At 59.0% G+C, this 12629-nt stretch carries 9 protein-coding genes; all 9 read right to left on the bottom strand.

Going from position 1 to position 12629, the window contains the following annotated elements:
* The 9 genes from algG to ACYZTX_RS15145 all read right to left on the bottom strand — a co-directional run bounded on the left by algG (nucleotide 1) and on the right by ACYZTX_RS15145 (nucleotide 12625).
* Nucleotides 1-1518 carry a mannuronan 5-epimerase AlgG gene (gene algG / locus ACYZTX_RS15185; protein WP_462034741.1) on the bottom strand — a complete coding sequence of 506 codons (1518 nt, stop codon included), beginning with the start codon at nucleotides 1516-1518 and terminating at the stop codon, nucleotides 1-3.
* Between the two features lie 86 nt (nucleotides 1519-1604).
* The gene (locus tag ACYZTX_RS15180) at nucleotides 1605-2993 is read right to left on the bottom strand and encodes an alginate export family protein (RefSeq protein WP_462037049.1); all 1389 of its coding nucleotides are present in this window, start codon (nucleotides 2991-2993) and stop codon (nucleotides 1605-1607) included.
* A gap of 41 nt (nucleotides 2994-3034) precedes the next feature.
* A complete protein-coding gene (locus ACYZTX_RS15175; RefSeq protein WP_462034740.1) occupies nucleotides 3035-4435 on the bottom strand; it encodes an alginate biosynthesis protein AlgK in 1401 nt (466 codons plus the stop codon).
* Nucleotides 4432-5646, bottom strand: a complete 1215-nt coding sequence (locus ACYZTX_RS15170) for a PilZ domain-containing protein (RefSeq protein ID WP_462034739.1) — start codon at nucleotides 5644-5646, stop codon at nucleotides 4432-4434. Before ACYZTX_RS15170 ends, ACYZTX_RS15175 begins: the two co-directional genes overlap by 4 nt.
* Before the next feature lie 64 nt (nucleotides 5647-5710).
* Nucleotides 5711-7192: a glycosyltransferase family 2 protein gene (locus ACYZTX_RS15165; protein ID WP_462034738.1), complete on the bottom strand. Its 1482-nt coding sequence runs from the start codon at nucleotides 7190-7192 to the stop codon at nucleotides 5711-5713.
* A gap of 73 nt (nucleotides 7193-7265) precedes the next feature.
* Nucleotides 7266-8576, bottom strand: coding sequence for a nucleotide sugar dehydrogenase (locus ACYZTX_RS15160; RefSeq protein WP_462034737.1), 1311 nt, complete (start codon nucleotides 8574-8576; stop codon nucleotides 7266-7268).
* 788 nt (nucleotides 8577-9364) lie between these two features.
* Nucleotides 9365-10600, bottom strand: coding sequence for a saccharopine dehydrogenase family protein (locus tag ACYZTX_RS15155; RefSeq protein ID WP_462034736.1), 1236 nt, complete (start codon nucleotides 10598-10600; stop codon nucleotides 9365-9367).
* A 27-nt stretch (nucleotides 10601-10627) separates the two neighbouring features.
* Nucleotides 10628-11725 carry a carboxynorspermidine decarboxylase gene (nspC, locus tag ACYZTX_RS15150; RefSeq protein ID WP_462034735.1) on the bottom strand — a complete coding sequence of 366 codons (1098 nt, stop codon included), beginning with the start codon at nucleotides 11723-11725 and terminating at the stop codon, nucleotides 10628-10630.
* 126 nt (nucleotides 11726-11851) lie between these two features.
* Nucleotides 11852-12625, bottom strand: a complete 774-nt coding sequence (locus ACYZTX_RS15145; RefSeq protein ID WP_462034734.1) for a ParA family protein — start codon at nucleotides 12623-12625, stop codon at nucleotides 11852-11854.
* Between the last annotated feature and the right edge of the window lie 4 nt (nucleotides 12626-12629).

The following is a 12629-nucleotide window of genomic DNA, read 5'->3' as shown; positions in this document are numbered from 1 at the left end:
TCAAAGTTTCACCGGCAGAATCAATGCGGCTTCACGGCGACGCAGGAGAATGTCCATCAAGTCGCCCTGCACCTCCCCCAGCAAACCGGTGAAGGCAAGGCCGTCCTGTTTCTGCGGCGCCAGAAAGGTCAAGTCATAGAGTTCCAGACGCGACGGTGAAAATACGGTGATGGGGCTGGAACCGTTGCCGATCAGCTTGCCGCCGACCACGGTGAGCGACAGCTTGGCTTCGAAGGGGTCTTCCTTGAGATCGCGGTCGGTGCCGCGCAAATCCTTGATGTGGCCGTAGATGCCGGTCAGGGCATTGGCCATCAGCTCGTTTTCATACAGCCGCACACCAGTACTGTTACGCACCCGAATCCCATGGCGGTTATTGTCGATTGCGCGGTTGCGCCAGAGCAGGTTATTGCCGCTCTCATACAGAGTTATGCCGTCGGAGAGGTTCTTGTAGGATTCGTTGTAGGCCAGCAGGTTATTGACGCTGGAACGGTCCAGGACGATGCCCGACAGGTGGTTGTTGTAGGCGCGGTTGTAGATGATCCAGCTGTCGTTGACCTCGCGTGAGAGGATGATGCCGTGCTTCTTGCGGGTACCAAATGCGTCGTTGTGGGCAATGATCAGCCGGCGCGAACGGTCGTGCGGGTCGATGCCATAGACGATGTTGTCGCGGTAGGAATTGCCGAGAATCACCACGTCGTCGGCCTCATAACAATAGAAGCCGTACCAGTTGTCGACGAACTCCGAATTGAGCAGCCAGCCGGTCGGCCGCTTGCGCTTCATCTTCGGCGCCATGCTCGGGCTGTACTGGGAAATACTCACGCCATAACTCTTGCTCGCGGTGTAGCCAAAGCTGGCGATGGTGCTGTTGACGATGTACGTCTCGGTGCCGCCCCAGGACACCAGGAAAGGCCGGAACTCCCCCTCTTTCTTGTACCAGGCCGGGCTGTTGTTCTTCTCGCTCCAGGCGCTGACCTTGGAGTCGGTGATAAACAGTTTGCCGTCATTGACCAGAAAGGAACCGCCCTCCTGAGACAATCGCAACTCCTTGACCGACTTGTCGATATGCAGGGTCCCGCCGGGACGTATGACGATTGGCAAGCGCGCCAGAAACACCCCCGGCGCAGTTTCGCGCAAGGCCGTCGGTGGCAGGCTGCGCGCCAGTTGCGTCAGGCTCATGTAGCCACCGTCGATGAAGATCGCCACCGGCATTCGCTGCTGGCGCACCACCCATTCCTTGAGACGATCCTTGCCGCCGATGAACTCGTCGAGCGCGTTTTCCTTGAGCATCGGCTGGATCAAGGCACGGCCAGCGGGTTTGTAGGAAATCTTCGCCATGGCTGCCTCGGCCGTATAGCCGGACAGGTCAGGGATCTTCGGCTCGCTGATCAGCAAGGGTTTTCCCGGCGCCTCGCTGATGGTATAGCGCGGTGCGAAGACGACTCCCGCCGCGCTGACAGCCGCGGTCTGCACCAACAGCAGACCGGCGAGCAACAGCCCTATCTTGACGACACTGTCCATAAGCCTCACTCATCAAAATAAATGCAACCTGGTGTGATCAAGGCGCTGTTGCCCACAATGGCATCACGGCGGGCAACAACCCGAACCTAGATTTTCCAGACGAAATCAACGAACGCCCGGTGCATGCTTGAATCGGTATCGCTGGCGTAAGCGTCGCCCGGGAAGAACACGCCGAGGCGCAAGCGGACCAGTGCCGAGGGTTCGTCAACCCAATCCACCATGCTCGCGGGCAACAGGCCTTGTTTGAAGTACTTGGTCATGACCAGATCGACTTCCTGGCCCAGGTCCTTCTCACCGTCCACCAGTGCCGCATTGACGATCCCGCCGTCGCCGGTGTCCTGCTGGTCATCTACCCGCCAGAAACGGTGGTAGACAAGGCTGGCGTCGTAGTCCTCGCGCAACTGCCAGGAGCCGAACAATGTAGCCACCTGGAGGTTGCTCAGTTCACCGCGAAAGGCTTCGCCGAAGCGGTGTACGCGCGAACGCGTGCCGGTGTAGTTCGAGCGGTTGCTCTGCAGGCCGGTTTGCTGGAACTGCTGCTCGTTGTCACTACCGCCGCCTTCGCCGCGGGCCGCGGCAGCGCCGAGGCGCCAACTGTCATCGATGTTCCAGCGCAGGCCCAGGTCCGCGGCCCAGGCGTCAACGTCACCACTGTTTTCCCCTGCCGCAATGCGGTTGCCATTGGCGTCGACCACGCTGTTGAGGGTGTCGCGACTGCCGGTCAGCCAAGTGCCGCTGAGCCAGTAATTGACCGGCATCGTCGAGCGATAGTTGTAGCCGTCGCCGTTCGCTTCAAGACCGACCCAGGTCAGGCTGCCGGTGTTAGTCTTGTCGAGCGCATCGATCTGCTCGCCTGCATCGGGCAGACTGCCGCTGTCCTCAACGTGATGTACACGCAGGCCGAACCAGTGATTGGGCGACCATTGCGTAGAGACGTCGGCGAACGCATGGGTGCGGTCTTCGTCTGCGGGCGCCAGGTCGCTCACGTCAGTCCGGTAGTCGGAAAAGCGCTGGGCGGCACCGAGGTGGGCGCGCAGCAGAGTGGTCTCGAAGGTCCAGTTGAGCGCTTCGATGTTGGTGTCCATCCACTCACCGCTGTCCTCGCGCAAACGCTGGCGCCCCAAGCGCAAATGCTCGCCCGGATAGGCGCTGATGCCCGAATAATCGACCCAGAACTCGCGTAGCGCCAAGTAGCTGTCATCGGTCTCACGGGCGTTACTTTCGTCGACGCCATTGTTCACCGTATCGGTGTCGATGGTATCGGTCGCGGCCACCGCCTGCCCCATCACATAGGCACTCCAGTTACCCCACTGGCCATAGGCCCAGGGGCGCAAGTCGATGCCAACACCGTTGACCGTGCCTCCGGGCGCGGTGCCCAGGTCACGGTCTTCCTGCGACTCGGCGGTAATTTTCACATCCAGACCGAAATTCTTCGGTGCCACTTCCGCCGCCAGCACCAGACCGGCGCTGCACATCAGCGAAACCCCAAGACCACATCCTGCCAACAATGCTTGCTTCATAGTAAGTCCTGTCCATTTTCCGGAGTTTGCAGTCTGGCTAGGGCCGCGCCCGTCAGACGAGCCTGGGCTTCCCCCTCAAGCAAGGGCTGCGCGATTTTCCTTTCTGCCGGGGTCAGCCCCGACTGCAGGGCCGACAGCACTGGCTCTGCATTCACCACGCCCTGGCGCTGCGCGAGTTGCGCAAAGACAAAGGCATTGATCCGATTGACCTTGACCCCGCGGGAGTCGGAAAACATGTGCGCCAGGGCCAGGTCGGCATTGGGCGAACCGTTGCGCGCCGCCAGCAGCAAATGTTGCAGCGCCTTCTGCGGTTCGACCTGGCCCAGATAACCGCGCCGGTACAACTGACCCAGGTAGTAATGTGCCCCGACTTCACCGGCCGCGGCCGCCTTGAGCAAATGCTCTTCAGCCAGACGCGGGTCCTGCGGCAACCATTTGCCGAGGTAATACAGCCGCCCGGTCAGCAGTTCCGCCCGTGGGTCGCCCGCCTCGCGCCCGCGCTGCAAGGCCGAGAGCAATTGCGGCGCATCGCCTTGTACGGGGTAATCGTTGATCAACCTTGCCAGGCTGGTCCAGGCCGGCGCATAGACCGGCGCCAGTTCCTCGAGCAGGCGCTGGGCGCTTTGTGCATCGGCCGGGCCTTCGAGGGTTGGCGACGACAGAACGCGCGCCACCGACTCGACCCGCAAGGGCGCTACTCGTCCTTCGCGCCAACCCTGGCGCAACTCCACCAGCAAGGCCGCTTGCGCCTTGGGCTGGGCGCGCATTCGGTTGAGGGTGGCCAGCTCCACATAACAGGCATCGAGTACCGCCAGCCGAGCCCGGCACATCTGCTCGATCTGCGGCAGGTGAGCCTTATAGGTGCCCTGATTGCGGTAAATCAGAATCTGCGCCAGATCCGCCTCGACAATGCCTTGGGCGCGCCAGCTATCGACCTTCTTCTGCGGATCCACCCCAGGCGCCAGTTGCGGGTAGCTCAGGTACAACAACGTCAGCGGTACCACCGCACTGAACTCGCCTTTATCCAGCGCGCCTTCCAACAATTGCCGGGCCTCGCGCACTTGCTTGGGATCAGTCGGTCCCTGACGCAGCAACAAGCGGCCCAGACGTGACTGCGCCTTGACCGACTCCGGCGCGGCCTGCCGGTACAAGCCTTCAGCCTCTTTCAGGCTCGCCGGGTCGCCCGCCGACGCCGTCAGGTCGCCCATCCCGGCCTGGGCATCGGCATAGCCGTCCTGGGCCAGCGCCGCATAGTGCTTGCGTGCCGTTTCATAATCGCCGCGCAACATGGCCTCGCGCGCCACCCCCTGATCCGGCAGGGTGCCGCAACCCTGACTCATCGTCAGAGCAGCGGCCAGCGCAGAAAACCGCAGCCCCGATCGCCATGCGCCGTTCATTTTCCGGCCGCCATGGCTTTATTCTCCCAGGCGTTCTTCACCCAGGTATTGGCCGCCCAGGCATTCTTCACCCAGGCATTGCTCTGCAGGTTTTCGATACTGACCTCCACCGGACGCCCGGCGAGATCGGTCTGCAACGCGCTGTCAGGCTCAATGGTGACCCGCAGGTCGGAGGCCAGGCCGCCGTTGTCCAGCACCACCGTGGCGATTTTGCCCGTGCGTGGCTGTTCTTCACCAACCAGTTGGAAGCTCACTGCCTTGCCAGGCTGGATCTTGGCAAAATTCTTGAAGGGGAAGCGCGCCTCAATGGTCGCCACACCGTCGATCGGCATCAACTCGTATACCGTGGTGCCCTTGCCGACGACCTGGCCGTCCGGCACCAGCTGCGCCACCACCCGGCAATCGCAAGGGCTGGTCAGCGAACCTTGCAGGGTCCGGCTGAACAGGCGCTCGAGGTTCTCCGGGGTCGCCTGCCCGGGCGGCAAGTTGCCTTTCATTACATCCAGCAGCGAGGCGGAAAAAGTTGCCAGCGGGGCTCCCTTGGACACCACCGCCCCCACCTTGACCAACGATTTGACGCTGCCATCGCGCGGCAGGCCGATCAACTGGCCGGGTACGTTGACCCGCGCCGATTCGGCGTGCGTGACGAAATAAATGCCATACAACTGCTGCAGCACATAACCAAAGGCAGCCAGTCCCACCAGGAAAATCAGCAGGCTGACCGTGGTCGCCCGCAAGCGTGCGAAAAAGCCCAGGCCATTGCCGCTTTCGTGCTTTCGCGGCCGGGTGAAGTTGTCACGCTGCTGGGTTGCGAGCATGTCACCCAGGCTGATCACCCCTCCCGAGAGGTAGGAGGTGATCAGATAACGCAATGCGGAGATCGCGCGCGGAGGCAGGTTGTGGAACTCGCAACCCACCCGCAGCCCCTCGCTGCATACCGAGCGCACGACAAACTCCACGTCGATGGCAAACCCAAGCGCATCGACCTGAAACACCAGTTTGCCTTTGTGCTGTCGGCCCAGGATCAGCGGTGTGTCCGGCTGACTCAGGCTGAAGCCACCGGCCGACAAGTCGATCAGCTCGCAATCGAACGCCTCCCGGCCCTGTCCGTGAAATTTGATTCTCGCCGGCAGATTCAGCCGCGCATGCTGACGCTGCACCTCTGATTCATGCACGACATTGTCATCAACAGCAATAACGGCTGTGTTCATAACGCGTTCCTTCCCATCGATTGAGTCCGATCCGGCACGGCTGCCGACTGCCCTGATTCCTGCGCTACACCACCCACATCAGCAGCGCGCAAAACACACTGCCGGCTGAAAAGGTCATGGCCCGCGACGACCAGGTATTGAACCAGCGTTGATAGCTGGCCAGTCCGCGGTCGAGTCTGGTTTTCTGGCGCGTCCACGATTGCCGGTCGAGACGGAAGAACACATAGATCTTCACCATGGCGCCGACCAACTGGTTGTAATAGAGAATCAATGGATAAGCCGGGCCGACCGGGTGTCCCGAAGCCAGCAACAGCAGACTCAGGATCAAGCGAGTCACACCGATCCAGAGCACATAGATCAGCAGGTAGGCCATGCTGTATTTGAGGCTGGCAATGATCGCTATTGACGGCCCGAGCAGGCTGGCCCACATCGAGACGCGTTGGTCGATCAGCACCAGCGAGGTGAACCAGCCCAACCGCTGCACGCCCAGGTGCAGGGCCCGCGAGTTCTGCCGCAGGTTATTGCCATACCAGCGGAACATCAGCTTGCGGCTGGCCTTGAAGAAGCTCTTTTCCGGTGGGTGCTCAACCGTGTTGATCGCCGCATCGGGCACATAAAAGGTGTCGTAGCCCAGCCGCATCAGGCTGTACCAACTGGACTTGTCATCACCGGTCAGGAAGCGGAAACGCCCCAGGCGCCAGTGCTGCAGATAATCGCTTTCAACGTCTTGAATAAAACCGGGGTCGGTCACCACCTGGGCGCGGAAAACCGACATTCGCCCGGTCATTGTCAGCACTCGCTTGCCCAGTGCCATCGAACACATATTGATGTGCCGCTGGGCGAACCGCAGCTTGTGCCATTGGCTCATCAGGTAGCTTCCGCGCACCTCGCAGAACTCATTGGTGGTCAGCCCGCCGACTTTCGGGAACAGCTTGAACCAGGGCACGGTCTGACGCACGAGCCCGGGCGAAAGCACGGTGTCGCCATCGACCACCGCCACCACCGCATCGGCATCCGGCAAATGCCGGGAGATCGCCCGAAAACCATGGGCCAGGCCGTCACGCTTACCGGTGCCGGGAATCCGCACGAAGCTCAGCTTCACCTGCTTCGGTGGGTTATAGCTGTCCCAGAGCGCTTTGATCAGCAGCTCATCGGCCAGCTCGACGATGGAACAAACCACCGTGGTCGGGTAACCACAGCCGATGGCCTCCTCGATCACCGAGCCGTAGACCTGCGCCGTGGTCAACGCATCGATACGAAAACTGGTGACCAGCAAAAACACTTGCGACGGATCGGCACTGCTGCCCAACCGGGTGACTTTGCGCCTGTAATAAGGGAATACCAGATAAAGGAACAGCACCCCCCGCAGGTAATGGATCGCGCCCATCGAATAACGCCAGATACCGACCGCCCCCAGCAACAGGAGAAAGTCCCTGGACTCGGGATCGAACACTGTGCGCGGCAACAACAGTGCAAGCCCCATCAGCGCGGTGACGTAGAACAGCCAGCCCGCCGCTTCGCGTAAGTAAACCCTGGAATTCGCCATACATGGGACCCCCTGTTCGATAAACCAAGTTGCTCGGGGCGCGTCAGCTCCGCGTCCCGCTCAAGCGCCTCGCTTACCAGCAAATACCCTCGAGCCGATCGTCACTGGCGTGCGGCATGAAGCCCACGAGGTCGACCACCTGCTTGCCCTCGGGCACCTGAAGCGCAATGGCTTCGAAGGACTCGTCACTGTTACCCAGCACGATCACGTCCGCCTGGTCGATCACCTTCGCAAGGTCAGCGCATAACAGCGAAGCCAGGTGCGGAATCTTCGACTCGATGTATTCCTTGTTGGCCCCGTAGATACGCGCGTACTCAACGTTGCGGTCGAAGATATGCAGGTCGTAGCCCTTGCCGATCAACATCTCCGCCAACTCCACCAGCGGGCTTTCGCGCAGGTCATCGGTGCCCGCCTTGAAGCTCAGGCCGAGTAGCGCGACACGCCGCTTGCCGAAACTGCTGATAATGTCGAAGGCTCTCTGTACCTGCACCGCATTGCTGCGCATGATCGAGGCCAGTAGCGGGTGCTCGACGTCCATTTGCCCGGCGCGGTAATTCAGCGCACGCACATCCTTGGGCAGGCAGGAACCGCCAAACGCGAAGCCGGGGCGCATGTAATAACGCGACAGGTTGAGTTTGGTGTCCTGGCAGATCACGTCCATCACATCGCGACCGTCCACGCCGGCGGCCTTTGCGATATTGCCGATCTCATTGGCGAAGGTCACTTTGGTCGCGTGCCAGACGTTGCAGGTGTACTTGATCATCTCCGCCACTTCGATGCTCCTGCGCAGGAGCGGCGCGTCCAGCTCTTGATAGAGCGCGGCAAGCATGTCACCGCTGCGCTGGTCAAGTTCACCGATCACCGTCATGGGCGGACAGTTGTAATCCTTGATCGCGGTACTTTCGCGCAGAAACTCCGGGTTGATCGCCACGCCGAAGTCGACCCCGGCCTTCTTGCCGGAACAGTCTTCAAGTATCGGGATCACCACGTTCTTCACGGTGCCCGGCAGAACCGTGCTACGCACTACGACCGTATGCCAACCGTCCTTGTCGTGCAGGGCTTCGCCGATCTCGCGGCAAACCGACTCTATGTAGACCAAATCCAGATCGCCATTCTTCTTGCTGGGGGTACCGACGCAGATGAACGAAATATCCGTGCCCATCACTGCCGCCTTCACATCACCGCCACCTCGCAGCCGCCCAAAACTCACCCCTTGCTCGAGCAGCGGTTCCAGGTCCGGCTCAACGATGGGCGACTTACCCTGGTTGATCAGGTCGACCTTGACTTGCGAGACATCCACACCAATTACGTCATGACCGCGAGCACAGAGACATCCCGCACATACAGCGCCCACGTACCCCAAACCAAATATGCTGATCCGCATTGGTGAATCCCCCGTATACCCTGATTCAGGAAGGCCATCGGCATGCCGCGCCGGCCAACAGTCGCTCTAGCGCGCCAACTAACCGGCAGTTAGGTACAACTTTATTCTCAACCCCACTCGTAGAAATTGGAGTGTAGACAAACATTAAACAGGCACTGTCATTTTATAAAAAAAATTTCGAACACTTCGCGCCGCCAACATGCGCAGTTAGACCAGCAAGGCGAGTGCCAATATCGACAACACCTCAACTCTTAAAAAACATTAATAAAATCAGATTGATATAAACATTATCGGGCATAACAACTTGAGCAAAAACTGTATCCACGCACCAAAAACAAGCAGACGCTTACGGTGCTTGCTGAGTAGACACGCCTAAGGCCCTGACACGGTGCGACGTCAACGTTAAGCGCGCCTTATTAAATTCACCGCACAGTGTAAAGCAAATGAAACACGTCAATTTTTTAATAACTATTTATTGGCGCTTATATAAAGAGCAATAGTAAATTTCTTAACGTAAGCTCGTGTTGATAACTGGAGATGGACAGCGAGTTGAAAAAATCGACCCGCCTCAAGTTTTCAACGTCTGTAAGAGTGAGAGTTAGTCGTTAAGCTTAAGCTCGGAGTTTCGTCAGCTACTGTCGTTGACGACCGGTTGAAGTCGCAGTTGATTGCTTGCCCTCAACAAGCCCAACAAATGAGGCACAAACCAAAACGCCGCTCAAAGAGCGGCGTTTGTGCGTTTAGAGCGGGAAACGAGATTCACCTGTATTTCAGGCATCGCAGGCGTTTCAGCTCCAGGGACGGTCTCCATTCTCGTCCTTGATCCGGGTCGGCAGGCCCATCACATCCAGCGCCTTGAGGAACGGCTCAGCCGGCAGCTCTTCGACGTTGACCATACGCTGCACGTCCCACTCGCCACGGGCGACCAGCAAGGCTGCGGCCACGGGCGGCACGCCAGCGGTATAGGAAATGCCCTGGCTGTCGGTTTCTGCGTAGGCGTCTTCATGATCGGCCACGTTGTAGATGAACACCTCGCGCGGCTGGCCATCCTTGGTGCCCTTGACCAGATCGCCGATGCAGGTCTTGCCGGTGTAGCCAGGGGCCAGCGAGCTCGGATCAGGGAGCACGGCCTTGACCACTTTCAGCGGCACGACTTCCAGGCCTTCGGCGGTCTTGACCGGCTGTTCGGAAAGCAGACCGAGGTTCCTGAGTACGGTGAACACATTGATGTAGTGCTCGCCGAAGCTCATCCAGAACCGCACGTTGGGCACGTTGAGGTTCTTCGACAGCGAGTGCACTTCATCGTGGCCGGTCAGGTACAGGTTCTGCGCCCCTACGACCGGCAGGTCGTCAGTGCGTTTGACTTCGAACATCGTGTTACTCGTCCACTGGCTATTCTGCCAGCTCCACACCTGTCCGGTGAATTCGCGGAAGTTGATTTCCGGGTCGAAATTGGTGGCGAAATACTTGCCATGGGAACCGGCATTGACGTCAAGAATGTCGATCGAATCAATGCGGTCGAAATACTGTTGCTGCGCCAGCGCTGCATAGGCGTTGACCACACCCGGGTCGAAGCCCACGCCGAGAATGGCGGTGATGTTCTTCTCTTTGCACTCCTCGAGGTGGTTCCACTCGTAGTTGCCATACCAGGGCGGTGTCTCGCAGATTTTGCCCGGTTCTTCGTGAATGGCGGTGTCCAGGTAGGCGACACCGGTGTCGATGCAGGCACGCAGCACCGACATGTTGAGGAACGCGGAACCGACGTTGATGACGATCTGCGATCCGGTTTCGCGGATCAGCGCCTTGGTCGCTTCGACATCCAGGGCGTTCAGCGAGAAGGCCTGGATTTCGGCGGGCACTTTGAGGCTGCCCTTGGCCTTGACGCTGTCGATGATGGCCTGGCATTTGGAGATGCTGCGCGACGCGATAGCAATACGACCGAGTTCATCGTTGTGCTGTGCGCACTTGTGGGCCACCACCTTGGCGACACCTCCTGCACCAATGATAAGTACGTTCTTCTTCAATTTTTCTCTCTCTCCTTCTCAGCCAGCTTACGAAAGGCTGGACATGTAGTCGTTGTAACCAAACTCACGAACCACCTCGACACTACCGTCGAGTTGTTTCACTACGATGGACGGCATTTTCAGGCCATTGAACCAATTCTTCTTGACCATGGTGTAACCCGCGGCGTCGATAAACGACAATCGGTCGCCGATGGCCAGCGGACGATCAAATTGATACTCACCGAAAATGTCTCCGGCCAGGCAGGACTTTCCGCACACCATATAGGTGTGCTCGCCTTCGCTGGGCGTCAGCTTGGCATTCAGGCGATAGATCAGCAGATCGAGCATGTGGGCTTCGATGGAGCTGTCCACGACTGCCAGGTGCTTGCCGTTGTAAAGGGTGTCGAGCACGGTGACTTCCAGCGAAGCGCTCTGAGTGATAGCGGCTTCGCCCGGCTCCAGGTAGACCTGCACGCCGTATTTCTGCGAAAAGGCCTTGAGGCGCGCGCAGAATTCGTCCAGCGCATAGCCTTCACCGGTGAAGTGGATGCCGCCACCGAGGCTGACCCACTCGACCTTGTGCAGCAGGTGGCCAAAGCGCTCTTCAATGGTGCACAGCATTTGGTCGAACAGGCCGAAGTCGCCGTTCTCGCAGTTGTTGTGGAACATGAAGCCAGAGATCTGGTCGATGACCTGCTCGATTTTCACCGGGTCCCACTCGCCCAGACGGCTGAACGGCCGCGCCGGGTCGGCCAGCAGGTAATCCGAGCTGCTCACCTGCGGATTGACCCGCAGACCGCGCACCTTGCCTGCTGAAGCCTCGGTGTAGCGCTGCAACTGGCTGATGGAGTTGAAGATGATCTTGTCGCAGTTGTCGAGCATCTCCTCGATCTCGTCGTCGGCCCAGGCCACGCTGTAGGCGTGAGTCTCGCCAGCGAACTTCTGTCGTCCGAGCTTGAGCTCATAGAGCGACGACGACGTGGTGCCGTCCATGTATTGCTGCATCAGGTCGAATACCGACCAGGTGGCGAAGCACTTGAGTGCCAGCAGGGCCTTGGCCCCGGACTGTTCGCGCACATAGGCGATCTTCTGCATGTTCGCCAGCAGCTTCTGTTTGTCGATGAGGTAGTACGGCGTTTTGATCATTTCGAGGAGCCTCCGGCAAGGCCAACCAAAAAAGGATGCGCATTGTGCCTTCACTGACTGCATATCGAAAGAGCAGAAAGCGCTGCTCGCTGAACACTGACTCGTTACACTTCGAAGCCGCCCCGCTCAGGCCTGGCTTTCAAGCAAACTGAACAGCTTCACGAATTGCCGGGTCAGCTTGTGTTGCGGTTCCAGATGGATCAGCGGCCTGCAGGCTTGATGCGACTCACGCATCTTCACCGAACTCATCAGGTACGCAGGCAACACCGGCATGTTCTCGGCAATTAGCTCGTCGAGCAATTGTTGCGGCAGGGCGTTGCGAACCTGGAATTGGTTAACGACGATGCCCTCAACTTCCAGCCTCTCGTTATGATCACTTTTGATCTCCTCGATTTCTCTCAGCACACCGTAAATCGCTTGGCGAGAAAAGCTGTCGCAATCGAAAGGGATCAAACAACGGTCAGCGGCAATCAGCGCCGAAACACTGTAAAAATTCAGACCGGGCGGCGTATCCATATAGATCCGCTCATAGTCTTCATCGAGCCTGTCCAGCAGCTTACTGAGTTTCTGAATTTTGTAGCGTGTCTCGAGTTTGGATTGCAGATCGCTCAGCTCCGACGAGGCAGCGATTAAATGCAAGTTGGCGAAGGGGGTTTCATGGATATTGGCTTGCGCCTTCTTCGATGCAGGGCCTGGAAACAGTGTCTGTTTGAAGAAGTCGGCGATCCCGAGGGGAATATCGTCGCCGCTGAATCCCGTCAAGTAGTGAGTAGCATTTGCTTGGGCATCCAGGTCTATCAGCAAGGTGCGATAGCCCTCGAAGGCACTGATGGCCGCGAGGTTACACGCAATGCTGGATTTACCGACGCCACCTTTTTGATTAAAAACCACACGTCTCATGAAA

The sequence above is a fragment of the Pseudomonas sp. MDT1-17 genome (assembly GCF_054898105.1).
This window is presented reverse-complemented; position numbering and strand designations above follow the sequence as displayed.

Bases quoted from the DNA above. Each gene is read 5' to 3' on its own strand.
- nspC (WP_462034735.1), bottom strand. From the start codon at position 11,725: ATGATCAAAACGCCGTACTACCTCATCGACAAACAGAAGCTGCTGGCG.
- ACYZTX_RS15175 (WP_462034740.1), bottom strand. From the start codon at position 4,435: ATGAACGGCGCATGGCGATCGGGGCTGCGGTTTTCTGCGCTGGCCGCT.
- ACYZTX_RS15145 (WP_462034734.1), bottom strand. From the start codon at position 12,625: ATGAGACGTGTGGTTTTTAATCAAAAAGGTGGCGTCGGTAAATCCAGC.
- ACYZTX_RS15160 (WP_462034737.1), bottom strand. From the start codon at position 8,576: ATGCGGATCAGCATATTTGGTTTGGGGTACGTGGGCGCTGTATGTGCG.
- ACYZTX_RS15165 (WP_462034738.1), bottom strand. From the start codon at position 7,192: ATGGCGAATTCCAGGGTTTACTTACGCGAAGCGGCGGGCTGGCTGTTC.
- ACYZTX_RS15170 (WP_462034739.1), bottom strand. From the start codon at position 5,646: ATGAACACAGCCGTTATTGCTGTTGATGACAATGTCGTGCATGAATCA.
- ACYZTX_RS15180 (WP_462037049.1), bottom strand. From the start codon at position 2,993: ATGTGCAGCGCCGGTCTGGTGCTGGCGGCGGAAGTGGCACCGAAGAAT.
- algG (WP_462034741.1), bottom strand. From the start codon at position 1,518: ATGGACAGTGTCGTCAAGATAGGGCTGTTGCTCGCCGGTCTGCTGTTG.